Annotated in this window: 20 protein-coding genes; 4 read left to right on the forward strand and 16 right to left on the reverse strand. The window is 51.3% G+C overall.

Translation table 11 applies throughout. The annotated features are described in order from the left end of the window. Positions 1-15: 15 nt before the first annotated feature. The 5 genes from ACNQKP_RS06285 to ACNQKP_RS06305 all read right to left on the reverse strand — a co-directional run bounded on the left by ACNQKP_RS06285 (position 16) and on the right by ACNQKP_RS06305 (position 7,235). The gene (locus tag ACNQKP_RS06285) at positions 16-1,419 is read right to left on the reverse strand and encodes a sigma-54-dependent transcriptional regulator (RefSeq protein WP_417863550.1); all 1,404 of its coding nucleotides are present in this window, start codon (positions 1,417-1,419) and stop codon (positions 16-18) included. A 331-nt stretch (positions 1,420-1,750) separates the two neighbouring features. Next, positions 1,751-3,943 (reverse strand): ATP-binding protein, encoded by a 2,193-nt coding sequence (locus tag ACNQKP_RS06290; RefSeq protein ID WP_417863552.1) that lies wholly within the window; start codon positions 3,941-3,943, stop codon positions 1,751-1,753. 77 nt (positions 3,944-4,020) lie between these two features. After that, positions 4,021-5,868, reverse strand: coding sequence for a histidine kinase dimerization/phospho-acceptor domain-containing protein (locus ACNQKP_RS06295; RefSeq protein ID WP_417863553.1), 1,848 nt, complete (start codon positions 5,866-5,868; stop codon positions 4,021-4,023). Continuing rightward, positions 5,856-6,539 carry an HAD family hydrolase gene (locus tag ACNQKP_RS06300; protein ID WP_417863555.1) on the reverse strand — a complete coding sequence of 228 codons (684 nt, stop codon included), beginning with the start codon at positions 6,537-6,539 and terminating at the stop codon, positions 5,856-5,858. The genes ACNQKP_RS06295 and ACNQKP_RS06300 overlap by 13 nt, the downstream gene beginning before the upstream one ends. Next, on the reverse strand, positions 6,540-7,235 hold the full coding sequence (locus ACNQKP_RS06305) for a M14 family murein peptide amidase A (RefSeq protein WP_417863557.1): 696 nt from the start codon (positions 7,233-7,235) through the stop codon (positions 6,540-6,542). Positions 7,236-7,292: 57 nt separating this feature from the next. Here ACNQKP_RS06305 and glmU point away from each other — a divergent pair, with 57 nt between their 5' ends. Both glmU and glmS read left to right on the forward strand, forming a co-directional pair. Beyond that, the gene (gene glmU, locus ACNQKP_RS06310) at positions 7,293-8,693 is read left to right on the forward strand and encodes a bifunctional UDP-N-acetylglucosamine diphosphorylase/glucosamine-1-phosphate N-acetyltransferase GlmU (protein ID WP_417863558.1); all 1,401 of its coding nucleotides are present in this window, start codon (positions 7,293-7,295) and stop codon (positions 8,691-8,693) included. 1 nt (position 8,694) lies between these two features. Then, a complete protein-coding gene (gene glmS / locus ACNQKP_RS06315) occupies positions 8,695-10,581 on the forward strand; it encodes a glutamine--fructose-6-phosphate transaminase (isomerizing) (protein WP_417863559.1) in 1,887 nt (628 codons plus the stop codon). Here glmS and ACNQKP_RS06320 read toward each other — a convergent pair. Then, positions 10,564-11,121, reverse strand: a complete 558-nt coding sequence (locus tag ACNQKP_RS06320; RefSeq protein WP_417863560.1) for a hypothetical protein — start codon at positions 11,119-11,121, stop codon at positions 10,564-10,566. The two genes, glmS and ACNQKP_RS06320, sit on opposite strands and share 18 nt — an antisense overlap. A 91-nt stretch (positions 11,122-11,212) precedes the next feature. Further along, positions 11,213-12,637, reverse strand: a complete 1,425-nt coding sequence (gene mltF, locus ACNQKP_RS06325) for a membrane-bound lytic murein transglycosylase MltF (RefSeq protein ID WP_417863563.1) — start codon at positions 12,635-12,637, stop codon at positions 11,213-11,215. 231 nt (positions 12,638-12,868) lie between these two features. On the opposite strand from mltF, the gene ACNQKP_RS06330 reads away from it, so the two are divergent. Beyond that, on the forward strand, positions 12,869-13,483 hold the full coding sequence (locus ACNQKP_RS06330) for a thymidine kinase (RefSeq protein ID WP_417863564.1): 615 nt from the start codon (positions 12,869-12,871) through the stop codon (positions 13,481-13,483). A gap of 32 nt (positions 13,484-13,515) precedes the next feature. Here ACNQKP_RS06330 and trmFO read toward each other — a convergent pair whose 3' ends face one another. Further along, positions 13,516-14,838 carry a methylenetetrahydrofolate--tRNA-(uracil(54)-C(5))-methyltransferase (FADH(2)-oxidizing) TrmFO gene (gene trmFO / locus ACNQKP_RS06335; RefSeq protein ID WP_417863566.1) on the reverse strand — a complete coding sequence of 441 codons (1,323 nt, stop codon included), beginning with the start codon at positions 14,836-14,838 and terminating at the stop codon, positions 13,516-13,518. 23 nt (positions 14,839-14,861) lie between these two features. Here trmFO and ACNQKP_RS06340 point away from each other — a divergent pair, with 23 nt between their 5' ends. Then, on the forward strand, positions 14,862-15,257 hold the full coding sequence (locus ACNQKP_RS06340; RefSeq protein WP_011165754.1) for a DUF721 domain-containing protein: 396 nt from the start codon (positions 14,862-14,864) through the stop codon (positions 15,255-15,257). A 56-nt stretch (positions 15,258-15,313) separates the two neighbouring features. Here the strand turns inward: ACNQKP_RS06340 and ACNQKP_RS06345 are convergent, their stop codons facing one another. The 8 genes from ACNQKP_RS06345 to ACNQKP_RS06380 form a co-directional block, all read right to left on the reverse strand. Further along, positions 15,314-17,899: a hypothetical protein gene (locus tag ACNQKP_RS06345; RefSeq protein ID WP_417863568.1), complete on the reverse strand. Its 2,586-nt coding sequence runs from the start codon at positions 17,897-17,899 to the stop codon at positions 15,314-15,316. 12 nt (positions 17,900-17,911) lie between these two features. After that, a complete protein-coding gene (locus ACNQKP_RS06350; protein ID WP_417863569.1) occupies positions 17,912-19,063 on the reverse strand; it encodes a hypothetical protein in 1,152 nt (383 codons plus the stop codon). Positions 19,064-19,227: 164 nt separating this feature from the next. After that, a complete protein-coding gene (locus ACNQKP_RS06355; RefSeq protein ID WP_417863571.1) occupies positions 19,228-20,061 on the reverse strand; it encodes a trypsin-like serine protease in 834 nt (277 codons plus the stop codon). Between the two features lie 81 nt (positions 20,062-20,142). Next, positions 20,143-20,439 (reverse strand): hypothetical protein, encoded by a 297-nt coding sequence (locus ACNQKP_RS06360; protein WP_417863573.1) that lies wholly within the window; start codon positions 20,437-20,439, stop codon positions 20,143-20,145. Between the two features lie 148 nt (positions 20,440-20,587). Further along, a complete protein-coding gene (locus tag ACNQKP_RS06365; protein ID WP_417863574.1) occupies positions 20,588-21,403 on the reverse strand; it encodes an MlaD family protein in 816 nt (271 codons plus the stop codon). Continuing rightward, positions 21,403-22,149, reverse strand: a complete 747-nt coding sequence (locus ACNQKP_RS06370; RefSeq protein WP_417863575.1) for an ABC transporter ATP-binding protein — start codon at positions 22,147-22,149, stop codon at positions 21,403-21,405. The genes ACNQKP_RS06365 and ACNQKP_RS06370 overlap by 1 nt, the downstream gene beginning before the upstream one ends. After that, complete coding sequence (locus ACNQKP_RS06375) at positions 22,146-22,934, reverse strand: MlaE family ABC transporter permease (RefSeq protein WP_417863577.1); 789 nt, start codon at positions 22,932-22,934, stop codon at positions 22,146-22,148. Before ACNQKP_RS06375 ends, ACNQKP_RS06370 begins: the two co-directional genes overlap by 4 nt. Next, positions 22,934-23,416: a hypothetical protein gene (locus tag ACNQKP_RS06380; RefSeq protein WP_417863579.1), complete on the reverse strand. Its 483-nt coding sequence runs from the start codon at positions 23,414-23,416 to the stop codon at positions 22,934-22,936. The genes ACNQKP_RS06375 and ACNQKP_RS06380 overlap by 1 nt, the downstream gene beginning before the upstream one ends. Between the last annotated feature and the right edge of the window lie 219 nt (positions 23,417-23,635).

Here is a 23,635-nt window from a genome sequence, read left to right on the forward strand (position 1 = left end):
CGGGCTTTTTTGTTTTTAAGTCGGTATGATTTCGTTTGGCGGGGTCAGACCTTTCTTTTTGATCTTCTCTACCAATGTTGTGCGATTCAGTCTTAGCAAAGCCGCCGCCTGATTGCGATTCCAGCCCGTTTTTTCCAGGGCTTTTAGAATCAGGGCATTTTCGTAAGCATCCACCGCCGAGTTAAAGTCCATGCCCACATCCGGGATCTCCAGTCCGCCGATTTCTGTCGACGCCGTCTTGCCGGATTTGTATTTCAAAGGCAGATCGGAAATATCCACCTGACCCTGGCCTTTCAGGATCGTCATGCGCTCCACCAGGTTTTCAAGTTCACGGATGTTGCCTGGCCAAGGGTAATTCACCAGACAGTCCAAAGCATCAGAAGTGATACCCGTCAGACCGCGGCCCTTGGTTTTGTTGAAGATATCCATGAAATGATTCAGCAGCAGAGGGATATCGGTTTTGCGCTCACGCAAAGCCGGCACGGTGATTGGAATCACGTTCAGGCGATAGAACAGATCCTCACGGAAGCGGCCGTTTTCGACAGCGTCTTCCAGATTCAGATTCGTTGCCGCGATCACTCTTACATTCACGCTGACAGTTTTGGTGGACCCCACCGGCTCGAAACTTCTTTCCTGCAAAGCACGCAGAAGTTTCACCTGCAGGGATGGTTCAAGATCACCGATTTCATCCAGGAAGATCGTGCCCCCGTCAGCCATTTCAAAACGGCCCACACGGTTGGCAATGGCGCCGGTGAAGGCCCCTTTCATATGACCGAACAGTTCGCTTTCCAGAAGCTCAGAAGGGATCGCACCGCAGTTGATCGGTACAAATGGCCCTTGTGCGCGTGGGGAATTATAGTGAATCGCGCGGGCAATCAGCTCTTTACCGGTCCCGGATTCCCCGGTCACCAGAACTGTCGAGTCAGAATCTGCCACACGTTCAATCATGCGCAGAACGTTCTGAATCTGATCGCTGGTGCCGATGATCTGGTCGAATTTGTATTTCTTGTTCAGTTCAGAGCGCAGTTGCTGATTTTCCTGCTGCAGTTTTTTGTGCGTCAGGGCTTTTTCAATCAGACTCATCAGCTCTTCAAGATTGAAGGGTTTGGTCACAAAGTGGAAGGCCCCTTTTTGCGTCGCACGAATCGCGGACTCAATAGTGGCATGACCCGTCAGGATGATCACCTCAGTCGCAGGCGTGAGTGCTTTAAGATAAGTCATGAACTCGATGCCGTCGCCATCCGGAAGATTCAAATCGACAATAGCCAGATCCACCGGGCTGTCGCCCTGGCACAGAACTTTGGCCTCTTCGATTTTGTTGGCAGTGATGACGTTCAGGCCTTTGCGATCCAGCACCCTGAACAGAGCGGTGCGGAGTGAGGATTCATCATCTAATATCAGGACACGTTGGCTACGCATGAACCTTCCTTCCATGGTGGGTTCTAGGCGGAAGAAACCGCCTGGATTCAGGATAAGGGGATTTTGACGGGACTGTCAAAAAATCCGCGCCTGGCAAGGCTTTCAGGACCATAAAACTGGACGGGGGTGGGAAAAAAATGCCAGATTTCACTGGCCCAGAGGCGAGAAAAATTCGAGCTTTATCTCGCGTAGCAACCCCTGCTAAAGCTCATGGAATTTGCTAACAGCTAAAGAAGACTTGGTATTTCCTGAATTGTCTGAACAGGTCTGATTAAAAGGCGGGCAGATGTGACAGGGATTCATAAAAATCCCTGGTCTAGTGTGATCGGTCTTATGAAGTAATTCCTTGTTGGGGTACAGCCAGCATTTCTGAGCGCCACAAGTGAGTGCAGGCCATCTTGTATTCAGAACGAAGCTGCAGCAGCAGATACCGAAGCTCTTCCTTGGTGCCGGCGCGAGCCTGCTTTTCGATCTCGCCGCACAGCTGACCCATGGCACGCAGGCCCGCGTTCGCGCAGCTGGACTTCAGATAGTGGGCGCGATCCGCAAGATCTTTCAGATTTCCGCTTTTTTCAGCTTCAATCATCGCCAGAACATAGGTCGGAGCGTCTTTGCCCCAAGCCTGCAGAATCTGTTTCATCAGGTCCTCAGCCATGTCCGGGCTGATCTGGCGCAGGTTCTCCATGGCTTTGGGATCCACCACCTGAGTCGCAGCGTATTTCAGACGGCGCGACCATAAACCAAGCTTCTCATCAAGTTCGGCCAGGGTCAGAGGTTTGGACAGATAGTCGCACATCCCTGCGGCCAGGCAGGCTTCCTTGTCGCCACGAATGGCGTTGGCAGTGACGGCAATTACGGCCGGCCCCTGACACCACTGTGGAAGACGTTCGGTGATTTTCTGAGCGGCTTCATAGCCATCCATCACCGGCATGTGGCAGTCCATCAGGATGATGTCGTAAGTGGTGGAAATGGTTTTTTCAAAAGCCTCTTTGCCGTTGTTGACGATGTCAAACTTGTGGCCCAGGCGGTTCAGCATGACTTTCACGACTTCCTGATTGGTCATGTTGTCTTCGGCCACCAGAATTTTTAGCGGGGCTTGAGATGATGAATAGCTTTGCGATTCACTTGGACGCTGGTTTTCCGGCATCACGTTGATTGCTTCAAGTGGCAATGTCACCCAGAAGGTGGAGCCTTCATCTGCCTTGCTTTCCACTTCGATTTTTCCATTCATCAGCTCTACCAGTTGTTTGGTGATGGACAACCCAAGGCCGGTGCCCCCGAATTTGCGGGTGGTGGACTTGTCGGCTTGTTCAAACGGAGAAAAGATTTTTTTCAGCGTCGCTTCGTCCATGCCCAGGCCCTGGTCTTTGACCTGAATTTGCAGCATGGTGCGGGACTGTTCGCTGCGGAAAGAATTCACAATCAGGCTGACGGTGCCTTTCGAGCTGAATTTAATGGCATTGCCCAGAAGATTGATCAGAATCTGGCGCAGGCGCAGAACATCACCGGAAAATGCCGCCGGAGTCTGTTCACTGACAGAGGCGTGCAATTCAAGCCCTTTGGACTTTGCAGAATAATCGACTGTGTTGATGACTTCCTGAACCAGCTTGCGTGGTTCAAAGTAGCTTTCTTCCAGCTCCAGCTTGCCGGATTCAATTTTGGAAAGATCCAGAATGCCGTTGATCAGTGACAGCAGATTCAGGGCTGATTCGCGGATGATCTGGATTTTCTTTTTGATTCCGGATTCAGGATTCTGATCCAGCAGAACTTCGGTCATGCCCAGAATTCCATTCATTGGTGTACGAATTTCGTGGGACATATTGGCCAGGAAGCTGGATTTCATCTGCGATGCCTGCAGGGCCTCATTGCGTGCATCCACGAGCTGTTTTTCCAGTCTGCGACGCTGACGTCCTTCAAACTCCATCATGGCAAAGGCGATGACGATCAGCACAAAGGCCATGCCTGTGCCCAGGGCCTGCCACAGTTGATTTCGTTCGGCCGTGATCTCAGAGCCCTTTTTCAAGGCCAGCACGCGGGCGCGTTCGTTGGTGATGACCGCGTTAACAGCTTCACGCAATTGGTCCATGACTTGTTTGCCTTCACCGGATTTGACCAATGCAATGGCGGAACTTAGTTTGCCAACGCGAACTTGATTGATCACATTTTCTGAAATCTCCATTTTTTGGCGAACCAGATTCGACAAAGCCTGATATTCCGGACGGGCCTTCAGGGATTCTGGTGCGCTTTTTTCAAGGAGTTCAAATTCCTTTTCGATCGCATCGTTGGCATCCATGTAGGGCTTCAGGAACTGTTCATTTTGTGTCAGCACGTAACCGCGCTGACCGGTTTCCAGATCCAGTGTGGATTTTTCAACGGATTGGACCAGTGAAATCAGAGCCTCTGTTTTTTCATACAGGGCGATGGTTTCGCGATATTCCGTCAGGGCCAGGAATTTTAGAATAAATACGGTCAGAGTGGCCCCGACACCGGCAGAGAAAAGCAGCAGTGTCAAAGTGCGATTCATTTTAAATATCAAGGTGGTCCTCGTTTCCGAGTCTATATGATAAGAGAAAGACTCTTCTCTAACAAGCGTCCTACGACTTAGGATGTGCCGGCTGGAGTGAAGGAAATCCTAACACTGTTGCCCGTGGCTTTGTCAGGAAGAATTTCGAGTTTGGCGTCATGATCCCGCAGAATTTGCGACGCAACGGAAAGCCCCAAACCCAAAGGCATGGAGGTGCTTTTTTCCGGAGAACCATTGTCGTGGATCAGGATTTCGGGCCCGGCCTCAGTCATCTGGATTTCGATATCCATCAGAGCTTTGAAGTCCTTGTTGTGGCGGATACGATCTGTGACCCGGTCAATGGAGATCTGCAGGATGTTTTTCAGAGCCTGCGCCAGCATATTCAGGTGTCCGCGAATGACGATGTCATCGGCCGGGAAGTGCAGCTTGACCTCGATTCCCTGGGATTTGGTCTGAAGCTCGACGATTTTCAGGGACCTTAAGCAGACTTCTTTCAGGCTGACAGCGCCTTCGCGATCGGCATTGGGGTCCCGGGTGAAGCCCAGCAGGTTCTGGACGATTTCTTTGCAGCGCTGAACGCCGGCTTCCATCTCCACCACGTCTGGATAAAGTGGATGTTTCGGATCCATGTCCATCTTGATCAGTTGAGTAAAGGACAAGATCCCACCCAGGGGATTGTTCAGTTCATGGGCGATGCTCGATCCGATGGTGCCCAGCTCGGCCATTTTGGCGGATTCCAGGATCTGGCGTTCCATCTTCAGTTGCTGGGTGACGTCGTGGTACAGATTCACAAAGACCGGCGGCTTTTCAGAATCCAGCACCAGGCTTTGAGAATAGACCTCAAAGGTGCGTGCGGAACTGCGCGACTGGACGCGGAAGTTTGAACCCCGCTGGCAACCCGGGCAGGGCTCTTCGCGATTGTACAAAACCTTGAAGCACTTGCGCGAGGTCTCTTCCTTGTTTTCACTAAGGCGCTCATTCAGGGCCTTGTTGGACTGAATGATGTCGTAATTCGTATCGATCAGAACGACAGGGTCGGACATCGAGTTGAATGTCGCCTCCCATTGTTCTTTCATGGATTCAGACTCTTTCAGCTTTTGGATACGATCCAGTGCCAGGGCGACGGCTTCGGCCACGCGGGTTAAAAAGTCGCTTTCATCCTTGGAAAAAGGATGGTCCGGGGCGCGCAAGAAAAAGATCGAACCGACTTTTTCATGCTGCCGGAACAGCGGCACCTGAAACTGGGTGAAGCTCAGTTGGGTCTGGACTTGTTTGGCGAAGAGTTCGTCCTGCGGATGGAAGAACAGGCGAATCCACGAAGTCTGCACCGTGGCCGCCAGTGAATCATTCAGCAGCTGTTCGATTTCTACAACCGAGCTGGCCTCGTGTACCGCCATCAGCGCGCGCTTGAAACCTTCAATGCGCGAATTGGTCAGGAAAAGTTTGCGGCGGGCTTCGGTCAGGAATTTGGTTCTTTTCTGAACCCGTTCTTCAAGCTCGATTTGCAGACGCTTGAGTTGTGCCGTCTGTTCGCGAATCAAAAGGGCAAGGTTTTCATCCTGCTTGCGCTGATTGGCTTCTTCCAAAGCGGAAAACAGATGGGTTTCCAGATCCGGATCCTGAAAGCTTTCCATCACGCGAAGAAAAGTGAATTCCTCATGCAGCAGTGCCAGCTGGTTGGCGGAAAAGTCCGCCGGGACCACGGCGATAAACTGCGTGGCCGGATGGGCGCGTTTGACCTCTTCGTAAAATTCCGGAAATTTTTTGCCCAGAATCAAAGTCACAGACAAAGCCACCACATCATAGGTGGAATCCTGAATCCAGTGCCAGGCCTGATTTAAGTCCGTGGCGATGTGGGCGCCCAGCTCTTGCAGGCGCGCATCCCAGGGACCGATAAGCAGAAATCCGGCTTTCAAAGTCCGCATGTCGGGATCAGGTCCTTGTGGTGAGTGATGGTAAAGTCCGGATGATCTTCCGGATACATCGGCTTTTCGCCGGTGTGTTCGCCATAGGCGAAATAGCAGGTGTCAGCCCCCACACGTTTGCCGTCGCGAATCTCGCTGGACAGACGGTTGCCGATGCTCAGCAGATGTTTCGGGTCATGACCTTGAGTGCGCAGAATTTCGCGGAAGGCGCTGTCTTTCTTTTCGCCGATAAAGCCGTTCAGGATGTAAATACCGTCAAAGAAACCGGCGATGTTCAGGGCTTTGATCTTTTTTTCCTGGGAGGGGCGTGAACCCATCGTCACTAGAAATAGCTTATAGCGACCGCGCAAGGTTTCCAGATTTTGCAAAGAACCTTCCAGCAGGGGCAGAGTTTCCGGCACCTGGGGATTGTAAAACTCTTCCAGCGCGTCGTGGATGGCTTTGCCTTTTTGGTTGGTGCCGAAGCGATTGGCAATCTGTGTGAAAATTTCGGTGTGGGACAGTTCCTTGGCCAGCTCTTCGCGGGCGCTCATGCATTCATCCAAAGTGCATCGCAAACCGGCTGCCAGCATAGCTTCGCAGGCCCGCTGGGAGGCGCGAGGCACCAGCAAACCCGAGGTATCTAGCAGAGTGTCATCCAAATCAAAGGCGATGCTTTTGTACTTTGTCATTTATGCATTCCGTCCCGTGATCAGAAGTTCCAAGCCTGGTTTGAAATGGGGCCAGACCAGATTCAGATCGATGTGCTCTTGCTCTTCGATGCAGATCACAGGAATTTGATGTTCAATCCATCCATACTGTCCAAGGCTGCCCGGTGTCGGGTAGCCAATGTCCTCGCGGGCTTCATAGCCGGTGCCGGTGGCCAGAGTTTCGGCCGCCTGTTTGCCCGGAGCTCCCGTATAGACAACGCAAGGCTCCCACGAATGAAAGTGTACTATAAGCTGTGGCTTTTCGTCCTCAATGAGTTTTACCAGAGCCTGAACTTCCCTCTCACTCCCGGGCGAAGGGCCAGGATAGTATCGGGGAGCTTTGCTTTCGGGGCTCCAGTCGCGGCACGGGAAGTTGCGATTCAGGTCCACGCCATTGGCGTTGGTGCGCTGATTCTTGCCGTAGCCGTCGGGATTGATGCAGGGGATGAGGATCCAGGGGCGCAGGCGACCGCTGTTGGCAGCTTCTTCCTGCTTCAGCCAGTGCAAAAATTCTTCTGCCAGACGGACCCCCTCGGGTTCGTCGCCATGCACACCGCCAACAAACAGGATCGGGCGTTCAGAAAAGTCACTGAGGCTGTGTGATTTTTTATACAGCTCAATGGAAGTTCCCTGAGAGGTGGTGGCCCAAGAAGTTTGGTGAAAAATTTTTGCTTGCATGAGACAATTAAGCCTGTTTTTTTCAGATAAGAAAAGCTTTTAAAAGGAAGTTTCGAAATGTCAGCAAATGCATCTGAGAAGTTGACGGTTATCGCTCTTGCGGCAGGCAAGGGAACTCGTATGAAGTCCCCCCTTCCGAAAGTCCTTCATCCTGTAGCGGGCCGTCCGATGATTGAAAAAGTGATCCAAGCCTCCAAACAGGCCGGCGCTGCCGAAGTACGTGTTATTGTTGGTCACGGTCAGAACCTGGTTCGTCAGGTTGTTGAACCTATGGGTGTTGCCTGTTACGTGCAGGATGAACAGCTGGGCACGGCCCACGCGGTTCGTTGCGCGAAACCCGAAACCATCGAAGGTGTTGTGGTTATCATGAACGGGGATCACCCGCTGATTGAAGCTTCCGACATCAAGGACTTCGTGCGCATCTTCCGCGATGAAAAATGTGATCTGGCGGTGGTGACCGCGGTTTTGAAGAATCCAGGCGAGTTCGGCCGGATCGTGCGCCACAAGGGTGACCTTGCCGCAATTGTTGAAGCAAAAGACGCTTCAGCTGAAGCTTTGAAAATCCGCGAGATCAACACCGGTATTTACATCGTGAAGGCGTCTGTGCTTTCCGAGTACCTGCCGCAGATTTCCAATAATAATGCGAAAAAAGAATACTACATCACCGATCTGATTGCCTTGTGCATTCAGGACAAGTGCCGTGTCCAGGCGATTCAATCCACACCAAAAGTGGCCGTGGGTGTGAACAACCAGCTGGAGCTGGCGCGTGCAACCCGACTGTTGTTCAAGCGCAAAGCTTTGCGCCTGATGGAAGACGGCGTGCTGATGATTGATCCGCGTACTGTCTATGTGGAAGACAGTGTTGAAATCGGCGCGGGCACCGTGATTTATCCGAATGTCTTTATCCGTGGCCGGACTAAGATTGGTTCGTTCACGGTGATTGAATCCAACGCCTTTATTTCGGACAGTGAAATCGGCGACAGCGTGCAAATCCGTGGCGGCAGCTATCTGGAAAGTTCAAAATTGCACAACAAGGTGTCTGCGGGACCTTACGCGCGCCTGCGCCCGGAAACTGAGATCTTCGAAGAAGCCCACGTCGGCAACTTCGTTGAGATGAAAAAAGTGAAGTTCGGGAAGAAGTCCAAAGCAGGTCATCTGACTTATCTGGGGGATGCAGAAATCGGCGAAGAGGTGAATGTGGGCTGCGGAACTATCACCTGCAATTACGCCGCTGATAAAAAGAAATACAAAACCAAAATCGGAAATCGCGTTTTCGTGGGCAGCGACACTCAGTTTGTGGCGCCTATCGAAGTCGGTGACGATGCCATCATCGGTTCCGGTTCCACGATCACCAAAAACGTGCCGGCGAAAGCTTTGGCCGTCGCCCGTGGAAAACAATTTATAAAAGAAAACTACGCCGCGAAAACTGCGGAAACTGAAGAAAAAGAGCAGGTGTAAGATGTGTGGAATTGTTGGTTACTTGGGTCCACAAAATCCGAAAGATATTATTGTGAGTGGTCTGAAAAAACTTGAATACCGCGGTTACGACAGTGCCGGGGTGGCCATTCTGGATCATGGTAAAACCAAACGTGTGCGCGCTCAGGGTAAGTTGAAAGCCCTGGAAGACAAACTGGCGACTGAAAAGTTCGACGGTCACATCGGCATTGGTCACACCCGCTGGGCAACCCACGGCAAGCCTTCAGAACGCAATGCCCATCCCCATCAGGTGCGCGGGATCAGCCTGGTTCACAACGGCATTATCGAAAACTATCTTGATATCCGTGAAGAGCTGAAAGCCCAGGGTGCTGATATCACTTCAGACACTGATTCTGAACTGGTGGCCCACTTGATCGCCAATGAAGTGGAAGTGACCAAAGATCTGTTCAAAGCCGTTCAGAACGTGCTGGAAAAAATCCGTGGTGCTTTCTCTATTCTGGTGATGTGGGAACAGGAACCGGACCGTTTGGTGGCGTTTAAAGACGGCCCTCCTTTGGTTGTCGGCCTGGGCAGCAAAGAAGTCTTCGTGGCCAGCGACGTGCAGGCCCTGATCCAGTACACCAAGAACTTCGTTTATCTTGAAGACCGTGAAGTTGCTTCCATCAAGGGCGCTGATGTTCAGTTCTTCTCTGCCAACGGTTTCCCGATTCAGAAAAAAGTTGTCGAACTGAACTGGAATCCTGAAATGGTTGAAAAGCAGGGTTATGCCCACTTCATGCTGAAAGAAATCTACGAACAGCCGCGCGCGGTGGCTGCGGCGATTGAACCGCACGTGAATCCAGAGACGTTCTCGGTCGCTTTGAAAAACGTGGGCTTCGGCGGACAGTCCGTGCAAAAACTGGAAGAGCTTGATGCCAAGGCCGACTGGGCAAAAACCCAGGAAGTTCTTAAAGGTATTGAGCGCGTGTTCATCATCGCTTGTGGTACCAGTAACTATGCCGGTAACGTGGGTAAATATCTGATCGAACAACTGGCAAAAGTTCCGGTCGAATGCGACATCGCCAGCGAATTCCGTTATCGCAATCCCGTGATTCCGGCAAAGAGCCTGGTGATCACGATCTCTCAAAGTGGTGAGACTGCTGATACTTTGGCAGCCATCCGTATGGCCAAAGAAATGGGCGCGACCACTTTGAGCATCTGTAACGTGAAAAGCTCCACTATCGACCGTGAAGCTCATGGACATCTGTACATGAACTCCGGTCCTGAAATCGGTGTGGCGTCCACGAAAGCCTTCACCAGCACCATGGCAGTTTTGAACACCTTGGCGATCGCGATTGCGCGCACTCGCGGTGTGATGAGCGAATCTGAAGAAAAAGAGCTGGTTAAATCCCTTCTGGCAGTCCCAAGTCAGATGGAAGGTGTTTTGTCCTACGATAAGTACTTTGAAGAAGCTGCCTCCAGTCTGAAGCTTTTCCGCGGATTCCTGTATATGGGCCGTGGCACCAGCTTCCCGATTGCAATGGAAGGTGCTTTGAAGCTGAAAGAACTGGCGTACATGCACGCGGAAGGTTATGCCGCCGGCGAAATGAAGCACGGTCCTTTGGCATTGATTGACGAGCGCATGGCGATTGTCATGGTGGCTCCGACGGATCATCTGTACGAAAAAACCATCAGCAATTTGGAAGAAGCCCGTGCCCGTGGTGGCAAGGTGATTTCAATCGGTACTGGTGACAATGAAAAACTGCGCGAGATCAGTGAACACTATCTGGCGATTCCGAAGGCCCACTGGACCGTGAATGCGATCCTGGCGGTGATTCCTTTGCAGTTGATGTCCTATCACCTGGCAAGCAATCTGGGTTACGACGTGGATCAGCCACGCAACCTGGCTAAGTCAGTGACGGTGGAATAGATTTTTTAACCCCGGGTGGCCCCCGGGGTTTTTTGTTTCAGACGGTGTTTTCTTTTCGCCTTCCAGATAAAAATACAGCGCCATCAAAATCAGAATGAAGCCCGCCGTGATAATCAACAAATGGAAGAACATGAATTGAGTCCATTCTTCACGCAGCGATAACCATTGAGATGGAATGGTTCCGGTGCGTCCCGCTTCGCGCAAAATGATATTGATTTTATAGTGTCCCTGATAGGACAGGATGATTTCGTCCAGTACACAGAACAGGGCCGAGGCCACACAGATAAATTCAAACGAACGCCACTTCCTGTATCGAAGCATCAGCCAGCAGATGGCAGAGCCGATCATCGTCATATAGATCAGCCGCACCTTGGGTTCAAACAAAGGCTCCGCCACACGATAAAATTCCAGATATTGTTCCAAAGGCATGTGCGCCAAAACCTGACTGGCGAACGTTGCAAAGTACATCACGAATCCGGCGAACAATCCGATGCTTAGAACGCAGATAAAAATGCAAATTCGCAACGGGAGTTGGGCCATCGTGTTTATTGTCAGCACAGAGGCAGGCGATGGCAAATTTTAGATCAGCAAGAAAACTAAATTGATTCTGTTTTATGACGGGAGCGAGTCTTCATCCGGCCGAGTTCATCAGATTATAGAAAGATTTGACGCGTTCTACGAAATCCACCGTCTCATAACCACGAGCCGGTCCGTATTCAAACTCTGCGGCGTATTCCGGATCCGCCAGCAAAGGCAGAACCTCGCGCATGTGTCTCCAGGAATAAGGATTGCGGCCCATTTTTTCGGCCAGCTTCTGAGCGTCTTTTAGGTGAGCCCAGCCGACATTGTATGCGGCAAGCGCCAGTGCCAGACGGTCCTTGTAATTCAAGTGGGAAGGCACGCGGTCCATCAGGGAGCGCAGATACTTGGATCCGCCCCAGATGCTTTGCAGAGGATCGGTGCGGTCTTCAATACCGACATGCAAAGCGGTGTCAGTCGTCAACTGCATCAATCCACGCACTCCGGTGAAGCTGCGGGCTTCCGGATTCCAGTGCGATTCCTGATAAGCCACCGAGGCGATCAGCTGCCAAGGCAGATTGTGTTCGCGACCAGCATCACGGAAGGCTTCTTTATAAGTCGGCAAAGTCGTGCGAATTTTTTTGAAGAACTGTGCGATATCGCGCTTGTCCAACTGGGTCAGGTACGTTTTGTAGCGATCCAGGATGCGCATGATTTCGTCTTCGCGGGAAGCCTGCTGATACCAGTGTTGCATCAGATGCAGCAGACTTGAGTTGTCCGGGGAAAGCTGCCAGCTCAAAGAGTAAGGAGCGGTCAGATCAGTGACCTTTTCGATCGAGGTGTGATAGCGGGCATAGAAATCACCGCTGAAGTTTTCTGCGATCACACAGTCGTTCTTGCGTTGAGCAAGACTGGCGATCAGATCCTGGGTTTTGATATTTTCCTGAATCTCCACCTTCACTTGCGGTGAAAGCTGGGTCAGACGTTGCGACAATCCCAGATAATTGTCTTTTTGCAGCAGCGAGATGCTTTTGCCATTCAGATCCTGGATGTTTTGGATCTGGGCCTTCTTGTGGCAGTAAAGGCTAAGATAAGTTTCTTCGTAAGCAGGGCCGGTCAGGAAGCCGGTCATATTGTGAGGAGTCCTCAAGCGGGCTGCGGCGATATCCCCTTCGCCTTTAGACAGCGCCCGCAACACCGAGTCCTCATCCGGAAGTATCACGTACCTCAGTTTAAGGTTGTAGCGGCTGGCGAAGTTTTCCAAAAGATCGTGATCGATCCCGAAAGCATCGCCGCGTTTGGGCTGACTATATATAAGAGGACTTTGCGTGGTCAGAACCACGATTTCACCTTTGGACTGAACTTGAGCCAAGCTCTCCTGTTCGTCCATAATCATGGCGTCGCAGCCATTCATGGCGACCGTGGTAAACCCAAGGCCTCCGATTAGAAAGGCCCGGGCGATTTTCTGTCTTAATCTTAAAATCGTTCCCATAGCGTGGGGCAGTGCTATCCTTTGGCGCGCCGCCAGTGCAAGCATTAAGCACCGAATTTGTGTCTTAAAATGTGAAAACTGTACGGTTTGTGCACAAAATCCCCGGCAAATTGTAAAAAAGCTCAGTCCTCGGTGGGTGTTACAGGGCGGCGTCAGAAACCCAGAGATCGCTCGTCTTTATGACGCAAGCTAGTCGAAAAAGCCCGTTTGGGGCGTTGACTCCTCTGTCAGATTCCACGATCGTTTTTGCCAATGGCCACTAAAGGGAGGGTTTTAGTGTCTGAGTTTTCTTATGTTCACACTCGTGGTTGGGTTGAGGTTGTTGTCGGTTCCATGTTCAGCGGTAAGACCGAAGAGCTGATCCGTCGCCTGCGCCGTGCGGAATTCGCGCGCCTGCAAATTCAGGTGTTCAAACCTATTATAGATAAACGCTACAACGAGATGGCCGTGACTTCCCACGATCTGACGACCATTGATTCCACTCCGATTCACGATGCTGAAGAAATCTGGAACCTACTAAAGCCAAACACGAAAGTGGTGGGGATCGATGAAGGTCAGTTCTTTGGTCAAAACCTGGTGCAGATCGCCCAGGATCTGGCAGAACGTGGTCTGCGTGTGATCATCGCGGGTTTGGATACCGACTGGCAGGGAAAACCCTTTGAGCCGATGCCGACTTTGATGGCCGTGGCTGAAAGCGTGACCAAGCAGCATGCCGTGTGTGTGGTGTGCGGATCTCCGGCGTGTCGCACGCAAAGAACCGCGGGCGGTGACGGGCAGGTTCTGGTCGGAACCCATGACGCTTACGAAGCGCGCTGCCGTCAGCACTTCAAGCCGGAAGTGGATACACCCACCCTGGACTGGAAGCTAAAACGCGAAATGGAAATCTCCTAAATAAAAAGGCCCCTGATGGGGCCTTTTGCTTTTTATGGATTCCACTGCTCCATCGCATTGCGGGCGATGGTGATCTGTTTTTCTTTGCGCAGGGTTTTGTCGCGCTCTTTTTCCGCCAGAGGTGGCAGCAAAGCAAAGTTGATATTGGTCGGCTGGAAGTGTTCAGCACGGGTTGGATCCGTGATGGCTTCAAGCAAAGAACCAAAGGCACTTTCGCGCGGCGGAGGATTGAACGGCTGGTCTTTCAATTTCTGATTCAGGAATCGCGACACCATCAAGCCTGTGCAGGTTGATTCAAAGTAACCTTCAACACCCGTGATCTGGCCGGCAAAGAACAACCAAGGATCATTCTTGCTGGAAAGGTCTTTGTTCAGACGCTTCGGGGAATTGATGAATAAATTGCGGTGAATGCTTCCCAGTTTCAGGAACTCTGCATTTTCAAGGCCCGGGATCATGCGGAACACACGAACCTGTTCGCCGTAAGCCATGCGGGTCTGGAAGCCCACCATGTTATAAGCCGTGCCCTCTTTATTGTCCTGACGAAGCTGAACCACGGCCCATGGATAACGGCCGGTGCGAGGATCATCCAGACCAATGGGTTTCATCGGACCAAAGCGCAAAGTCTGCGGGCCACGATCCACCATCACTTCAATCGGCATGCAGCCTTCAAAAAAGTCCGTAGTCTCGAAGTCTTTCGGTTCGATCTTGCGGGCTTTTTGGATTTCTTCGATGAAGCGGTTGTATTCTTCCTTGTTCATCGGGCAGTTGTAGTAGTCCCCCGTGCCCTTGTCATAGCGGTCGGCTTTCCACGCAATTTCCGTGTTGATGGAATCTGCATCGATGATTGGTGCAATGGCATCAAAGAAATAAAGGAACTCATCACCAAAATGCTGGCGCATGCTTTCGGCCAGATCATCGTGAGTCAAAGGACCCGTGGCAATCACCGCCGGGCGGGGGATGTCGTTCAGGGATTTCACCACGTCATTGCGGATTTCAATATTCGGATGATTTTTGACTTTTTCAGTCATGATGGCAGAAAAGACCTCGCGGTCCATGCCCAGCGCCTGGCCGGCCGGAACCTGTGCCTCAAAAGCGGCCTGCAGGATGTGAGAGTTCAGCTTTTTCGCCTCCCACTTCAGTTGGCCTGGGGCGGAATGTTCACCCAAGCTGCCAAAAGAATTGGAGCACACAAGTTCTGCGAATTTGTGGGTTTTGTGCGCGGGAGTCATGGTTTTATCGCGCATCTCGTAAAGAACGACACTGTATCCCATGTCAGCTAGTTGCAGAGCGCATTCTGAGCCCGCAAGCCCTGCTCCAACGACTGTAATTTTTTGATTTTGAGTGATATTTGTCATCTTTGTGGTAGACCTTTTCTTACATGGATCCCAAACAGAAACCCAAAGGCAAATTATCTATCGGCTCGGAAGTACTACAGAGACTTTTCGAAAATGGCAAGTCGCCATTGTCCGAGCAGTTTATGCGCTGGAAACTATGGGCAAAATGGGAAGAAGTCGTAGGCCCAACCATCGCTAAAAATGCCGAGCCAGTGGGTTTTCAGAGGGGTGTTTTGTACGTTTGGGTGCGCAACTCGTCCTGGATGCAGCAGATGATCTTTATGAAAGATCCCATCCGCGACACCATCAATCAGAAGTTTGAAAATAACTTTGTAAAATATATCAAGTTCACCCTGGATCGCCGGGAGGTTCCAACTGAGGACACCTCCACTTTCAAAGAGATGATCCAGAAAATCGCACCAGAATCCGACGACGAATAAGGCTGATGAAAAAGGCTCATCTGACTGGCCTATCAGCCTTGCAGTTTACTCAATTATTATTTTAGGTTTTTTAGAGCAGATAGCCATGGGTTCATCAGTTTTTCGAGCTGAAGGCGGCTTTCTTCCGGCAGGTGTGGTTTCAGTTCGCTGAGCGCCAGCAAAGTGTTCACACGTTCCGGCAACGTCAGTTTGCTGCCGTCGCTGTTGATATAGAATTCTTCTTTGGCGTTGAACATCTGGCGGTTCATCGCATAGTAAATTTCCTGGGCGGACCACAGGTAGGAATCAATTTTCGTGATCTGCCAGCCCTTCAGCAGGGCGCGAATTGCCAGCGCCTGTTGTTCGACGCGATAGTCTTTGTTCATTTCCAGAGTGCGCTCATTCAGATTCATTTTGGTCACAGCCAGTTTGTCGGCGGTGATCAGCTGATTGGAAATAAAATTGGAAATTGCCAGGATCAAAAGACGCATGTCCTTGCGACCTGCATTCAGAATTTCCAAAGGCGCTTCGCCATTTGCATCCTTTTCAAGCAGGATCGATGACTTGGTGTTTTCAACCCCTTCCGTGGCATCCAGGAATTCACTCAGCGCCAGCAGGAAGTTGGTGGTGTCGCGGGTGCTGACGGTGTTGGTGCGTTCACCTTTTTTGATATCAACGATTCCGGCCATCACAGCGGTTTCGTTGGTGGTGCCATAGCTGTCCGCCCAAAGCAGATTGTTGTTCAGGCTAAGCATGAACACCGGTGTCGCTTTTTTAGTGATGTCCTGAAGCAAAACCGCCGCATTCCCCAAATTCAAAGCAAAGAGCATGTCTTTCGGGAACAGAGGCTGTTGCAGGTCTTCATGCTGGGCATCCTGAGTCAGGTCCTGTGCCTTGATCGGGCCAAGCTGTTCATCATAGGCGGTTTTTTTCCAGTCCGCCGTCAGGCGCATCATGCGGCTTAATCCACGAATCTGGGAAGCGAAAGCCGCTGCCGAGAAATCCTTTTCGTAAGTCATTTCATGATCTGCATGATAGGCGTCGCGCAGTTTGATGACATCAGGAACACGGAAAGAAAGCCCAGGATCTTTGGAGGCATCAAAGTTCATTATGTCCAACAATGTGCCTTCGTGATTCACTGGCGCCAGCAATGCAGGTACCAGATTGTTGTCAGCATCGCGATAGCCGGCAATGGCCACGAGCTTGTTCACTTGTGCCAGCATAATGGCAAAGGCGTTGGGGTCATCCGCCGGGGTTTCTTCCAGCAATAGCACGTTGGCCGCCATCGCAGGGCCAATGGAGTCCGCGCGCAATTGTGCAGAGGCTGCGGCCGGTTTCAGACTCAGAGCTTTGTTGGTAGAGGCCTCAAACAGCACTTGGGCGCTTTCAAAACCCGGCAGAACTCCGCCGGTCGCAGGCAGGACTTTCTTCTGCCACACCTTAAACAGGTTTCGCACATAGTTCTGATAGCCGTCGCGCACGCGTGCAATCGCAGCAGCCTTGTCGGTCAGACCCACATCGATATTGTCGGCAAAGGTCTGGGGCATTGTTTTTACGAAGTCGGCAGCAAAGGCTTCAATGGAAGTCACAACGTACTGGCGGGTGGCGTTGTTCAAATCACGCTGCAAAGTTTCAACACCGAATTTTTTGATCTTGGGAAGGATGAAGATCTTTTTAGTGATGCCATCAATGATGCCGCCATTGCAGCCATCCGTCGCCAGACAAATCAATTCATCTTCGTTCTGCTTTGACAGGAAGTCGTACAGAGTTTCATTCACCGGTTTGAAGTTCTGTTCACGCTCGGCCGGGGTCAGCATGCGCCATACATCCACGATCACAGTCAAAGCACTCTGGGCGTCGGACATGCGATCCAGGCCCACCGCCAGTTTGCGGCCCTGAAGCATGCTGGTCTGAAGCTCCGGAGTCAGTTCGACTTCAAACTGCTTAACGGCGTCATCAATCAGGCGCAAAGTTTCAGTCAGGGTTTTGGTGGCCGCCAGCTTCGCCAGCAACGTGCGCACTTCCGCAAACAGCGGCGTCGTCTTTTTCTGGAATTCTTCCGTCAGGCCGCTTTCAATGACCGGAATCAGCCCCATGTTCGGGATTTCGGCCAGTACCATCCTGGTGAACATCTCGGCGCGCGAAAGGATCTCATTCAGGTTTTTTATCGGAACCTGAGGCAGGCCCGGGCCCAGGGCCTCGATATGCCGGCGGATCACCGGCCGTGATTTTTCGATGTCCGCAAGAACTTCGGTCAAAGTCCCACGCACCTGTTCCTGAGTCTGTCCCGTGGCCAGGGCAGCAAAAGGCGAGTCAGCAAGTTCCGTCGTCAAAGTCGATTGCGGGTTGCTGTAGTACTGGCGAATCCAGGACAGTCCGGTTTGTTGCAACGCTGGATTTTCAGAGGACGTGCCCAGACTGTGCAGGGCCTCTGCGATTTCAAAGAACCGGGCGCTGCCGATGGTGCCAGCCCAGTACAAGGCTGGCGTGTCTTTGCCAAACTGACGAACGCGCAGATTCAGACGGGTGTCTTTGGACTGCGGGCCGAAGGAGGTTTGAGGTTTTTCAAAGACACGTTCTTCCACCTTCGGCGCACACGCCGATAGAGCCAGGGTCAGGGGCAGGGCCGAGGACATTAGAATGTGCAAAGACTTTCTTAGCATGGGCCCTCCTTTCTAGAAGAACATCATCAGGTTCATTTCCTGCGCCAGTTGGCGTTCGATATTCACGCCAGCAAAGACGTCAGAGATCTGATAGCTGATCATCATGGGAATCAAGGCGGTCTTTTTAAAGTAAGAATTCACTGTGCTGTAAGTCAGTTCCGCTTTCACGCGGTGGGCGGTTGAAGCTGAATTCAAAGCCAGCAGGTCATAGCGGGTGTTGCGATCACCGCGATAGACGTCTTTTTCTTTGGTGGAATAGTCATAACCAGCCCCCAGTGTCCAGCTGTCGCTGAATTCATAGAAGGCATTGCCACCGACAGTGGCGATGTTACCCAGGGTGCGGGTCACGTCTTCTTTGGTATTGGCGTCAGGCAAGGTGTCATCTTCATCGGTGGGAACACGCGCTGTGATACTATCTGGAATGTTCAACAGATAAGATACATAAGGCACCAGATACGCACCGGCAAAAATCTTGTGGGAATAAACGAAAGAATTGGTGATGTTCGTGCGACCGAAAACATTCAGCGCCGCCAGGTCATCGGTGTCGTATTTAGGGCCCGTCGGCAGATTCAACTGGGCCTGATGGGCCATGGTGATGTCGCCTTTTTCATAGAACTTGTAAATGCTCACCACATTCACGTCACCAATGAAGCTTTCATCACGGTTGGCCAGGGGTTTGTACCCCTTTGCCGTCAAAGTTTCATTGGTGGCTTTACTCAGGTCTGTATTCAAAGCCGCATCCAGTTCGGGATTCAGTCCTGAGAACTGCTGGCGATAGTATTCGATGTTAGAGAATTCCTGGGACAGGGAAATTTTGTTGGTATAGGACACCACTGGAACGCCAAAACCGATTGTCCAGTTCTTGGTGATGCCACGGGCAAAGACCGGGGCATAGTATTGAACCTTCGGCATGGTGTCCACGCGCAGGACACCCAGATTAAAGGCATCACCCAGATTGTGTCCGCCAAAGCGGTTCAAGGCGTCAATCAGACGTTTTGCATCGGAATTGAATTTAGCCAGGGATTTGGCGTCGAAGACCACAGACTTGTAGTCCCCAAGATTCATCAGGCTGCCGCTTTCGGTGTATTTCTGGCTGATGCCGTCGATCATCCCGAAGCGCAGGGAAGGGCTGTTGATCCCTTCAGGCAGCGTGCTTGTTCCCATAAGCGAACCATAGGCGCAAATTGAGCCTAAAATTCCGCAAAATGTTACAAGTAACGCCCGAATATTCACAGCATTTCCTTCTAAAGCATTTAGATTGTATTTAAAAGTCTCTTCTGAAACTTACTAACTAAAACCTGAAATTCTCATGCCACTCACGCTGCGTATTACTCTTGTGAAAGAATCTTTGCCGTCGCTTCAATCCAATCCATGTGGAATTGAACGTTCATGTATTCACCCTGCATGATGCACAGGTTCCATTCTTCCTTCGGCAGCTTGTCGTCAAAGAAAGTTTTCGAAGCCACGCCGACCACCATCGTGTCGTTGCCGATCGTGGTGATCGCAGGTCCGCCGGAATCACCCTGACAGAAGCCTTTTCCTTGCGATTGATCCACGATGAAAGCAGGTTCGGTCGGACTGTACTTGGCGATATTCAAATCTGCCGTACGCAGAATGCCGATATTGCCAGGGAAGGACGGACGGCCGTCCATGCGACCGAAACCAGCCGCTTTGATGCTGTTTAAACCGAGATCCACGTCTTTGGCGGGCAGTTTCATGATCTCGATATTTTCTGGCAGTGCCGCCTCAAGCAGCACCAGCGCCAGATCGTACTTTTTGTTTCCGTTTTCGTATTCAGGATGAACGATGGACTTTATGGCCTTCACATAGGTGGTGTCGCCGTGTTCATTTTTAAGTTCAATGCGAGTTAAAGCGTCTTCCCTTTTGGAAATACAATGGCCCGCCGTCAGGATCAGACGGGGAGAAATAGCACTGGCCGTGCACTGGGACACCTTATAGCGGGTGGTGGTGCCGCGCTCGTCTTCGGTAACTTGCGGGTCATACAGCACCCGGAAGTTCAGGGCTTGTTTCGCCGTGGCTTCAGTCACAGCGACGTCGGTCCCGCCGACAATACCGTCAAAGTTGGAGTTATCCAGGGAGTCTTTGGAGACCTGGCCCTGGCAAGCGGTCATTATGAGTGATAATACGATCAACTTTCTCATGCCGGGTTTGGCTTGCAAAAATGCAACTCAGCTTAGATGCAAGCCAATGGGATTTCGGCTGTCAAAAAGTTGGATAGTGCCCTAAAAAGACCACGAAATTTGGGCAGCGGCGCCCAAAGCCTCGGTCTGCATCAGGCTGGACACCTGCAAAGTGGCGGTGGTGGCCGGGATCTTTTCAGACCAGCTGACCTTCATTTCGCGGACGTCGCCGGTGGTGTCTTCGTTGTCGATGTAGATCACTTCGGAGCTGAGGCGGTTTTCGCCCAGTCCATCCATTGGAAGTTTCAGGCGGTGCTCAGTGGCTTGAGCTGTGCCGGCCAGAATAAGAAGTAAAGTGACGCCTATTGAAAATGCTTCGAGTAGTTTTGAATTTTCCATGAATCTAAAACTAAAGATCTTTGAAACGATTCTCCACTCGGGTTTCCAGGATTTCTGGACCAAGTGGAGGAAGCTTGCAGAATTAAAACGGTACTAAACCGAAAAGACCAGCAGAAAGCTAGTCTTTGAAGTGGACTAGCTGAAAGGGCTAGTCTTTGGTTTCTTTTTCGATGGAAGTGCGAAGCAAGGACTCGACGTGGTTCTTGCGGTTGGAGCCACCCAGCATGTTTTTAAGGCGATTGTGAATGGACGGATCATTGATCAGCGCGCCCAGACTGCCTTCGCCACGGTCGATCTTGGATAAAATGGAATCCAGCTTCTCGATGGATTTACCCAGTTTTTCGCCTCCACCATGGGCATTCATCTGCGCCACGAACTTCTGACTGTCTTTGCTGGTCTGGGAAAAATTCGTGCTGGCGGTTTCAAGATTTGCCATGATTTTACCCATGCGGTTTTCCGCGTTCATCGCGTGCGTGATTTTGTAAAGTTCATTGATGATATCAAAGATTCTGTTGGTTTCATTGCCGCGCTCGGAAACGATGCCCAAAAAGTCTGTCGGTTTTGCCACTTCCAGAATGTCACCCTCTTTCAGGCTTTCCGCGCGCGGGTCACCCGGGATGATAAAGACGAACTTGTCACCCAAGGCACCTTGAGTGCGGATTTCAACCTGAGAACCCTGACGGAGACGGTCGATGTAGTCCTCGTTGATTTTCATCTTTACGTCCAAAGAGTTTTTCTCTGGCAGGAAGGTGATGGTTTCAACGTTACCCACCGTCACACCGGACAGGGAAACAACGCTGCCCACCGCCAGGCCCTGAACCTGATCAAAGTGAGCATGCACACGCACATAGCTTGTGAACAAAGCCTTGTCTGCGCCGAGCATAAAGATGGTCGCCAGAATCAGGAAGATCCCGATGGTCAAAAAGATTCCGACTTTGATTTGGGTGCCGAAGTGAGATTCCATTAAGCACTTTCTCCGTTGATGAACTGGCTCATTGCCCCCGGGGGCTCTTGTTTGAGTTTTTCAATTGTGTACTGCTCGCCGATTTTTCCATTCAGCAGCAGGGCGACCTTGTCACACACGGCATAGACCGTCGGCATGTCATGGGTCACCAGGATCGAGGTCACACCCTTGGCTTTCAGGCTTAGGATGGATTCCTGGATGCGTTTGGTGTTGTAGGGGTCAAGACCCGCTGTCGGCTCATCGTACAAAACGACTTCCGGATGCATCATCATCGCGCGGGCCAGGCCCACACGTTTTTGCATACCGCCGGAAAGATTTCCCGGAAGCAGGTTCTCAGAACCCGGCAGGCCAAACTCCTGCAGGGTTTCGGTGATCTGACGGGCGATTTCCTCTTCGCTGAATTTGAAGTGTTCACGCAATGGATAAGCCAGATTTTCGTAAACAGACATCGAATCAAACAAAGCACCGCCTTGAAAAGCATAGGCCACTTTCTTGCGGATTTCGATCAGGGCATTTTCTTTCATCGGAGTGATATCCACGCCGTCGATCAGGATCTTGCCACTGTCAGGTTTTTCAAGTCCGACCAGACTGCGCAACAGAACGCTTTTTCCGGTTCCGGATCCACCGATCAGGCCCAGGCATTCGCCTTTACGCACATAGAAATTCACACCTTGGTGAACTTTCTTGGTGCCGAATGATTTGTGGAAATCAATGACTTCGATGAAGCCTTGTTTGCTTTCACTCATATCATTTTCTCCACGATCCAGAATAGTTTTGAAAGGAAGAAGTCACCAACCACGATCAGGATCGAGGACACCACGACTGCTTTGGTGGTGGCGATGCCGACTTCTTTGGTGCCCGCTTTCACATTCAGTCCGAAATAGCAGGACGGAATCGCGATAAAGATGGCAAAGAAGAAGGTCTTCGCAAATCCAGACAGATAATCCTGAATGTTGGAAGTCGTCATCACTTTCAGATAATAGAAATTAGGATCCAGATTCAATTCGGTCGCACCAATGATCAAGCCCCCCAGGTTTCCGACGATATTGGCGATGGACACCAGAATCGGCAGCGTGATCAGGCAAGCCAGAACACGGGGAATAACGATTTTCTTGATCGGAGAGGTGCCCAGGGCACGAATCGCATCAATTTGCTGGGTGACGACCATACTGCCAATTTCGCTGGCAATACCAGCGCCGACACGTGCAGCCAGCATCAGACTGGTGAACACCGGGCCCATTTCACGCAGGATTGTCACGGCCAGCAGCTTGGGAACATAAAGTTTACCACCGAACTTTTCCAGTCCCATACCAAACTGCAGGGACATCACCATGCCGATACTGACGGCCGTGATCACAATCAGCGGCAAAGAACGCATGCCGATCTGATAGATTTGTTCAGAGATCAGTTTATAATAGATTTTTCCGTGGAAGGTTTCACGGAAGACATCACGACTCAGCAGCCCCACTCCACCAATAAAGTGAAGGACTTCCATCATAAAGACTGTGAAGGGCAGGGCGAGGTTATTCATCACGGAGCCTTAAACTGAGCCTTAAAGTCTTCAAAGTGTTTCTGTTCAGCCGCAAACTGCTTTTGAACGCCACCATAACTCAAAGTGTAGTTACAGTTGTTTTTCTTAAACACCAACAAAGCCAGCTGCACCGGAATGCCGTCGACCGTGCCTGTAGCAACGGATTGACGAGCCTCGCGGCCATTGAACATCAAAGTATCTGACTTAACATCCAGATTGGAAAGCGCCGCCAAAGACTCTGTTTCCATTTGCTGCAAAGAAGGATCCGCCCCGCCACAATCAGAAACAAAAGAAATGGTATTGCCCGTAGCTGAACTCAACCAGGCTTTGTCAGAGTTACCAGCATCAATGGATTTAAACGGAGAAGCAGGCGAAGAAAACTCCACACCCTTGGCAGGCACAGATTTCCGCCCCGGCAAATTCACCGACACACACCCAACAAAAAGCAAACTCAAGATGCAACAAACAAAGATGTTCTTCATAGCACCCATCCATCGGAATAAATTGAGGAAAAATTCAGAGCCAGAATGCCTAAACAGTGCCTCGGTCTAGGGAAGGGAGGGGGCCCTACCGGCTTATCCCCTGCGAACACATCCTCGCGGACGCGATCCCCGTTGGGGATCTGCTGCTGCGGAACTTGGGGCTAATCCGGCAGGGCCCCCTCCCTTCCCTAGACCAAGCTGTAACGTCTTTCTAACTCC

The organism is Bdellovibrio bacteriovorus, from assembly GCF_048286975.1.
GTDB lineage: Bacteria > Bdellovibrionota > Bdellovibrionia > Bdellovibrionales > Bdellovibrionaceae > Bdellovibrio > Bdellovibrio bacteriovorus_H.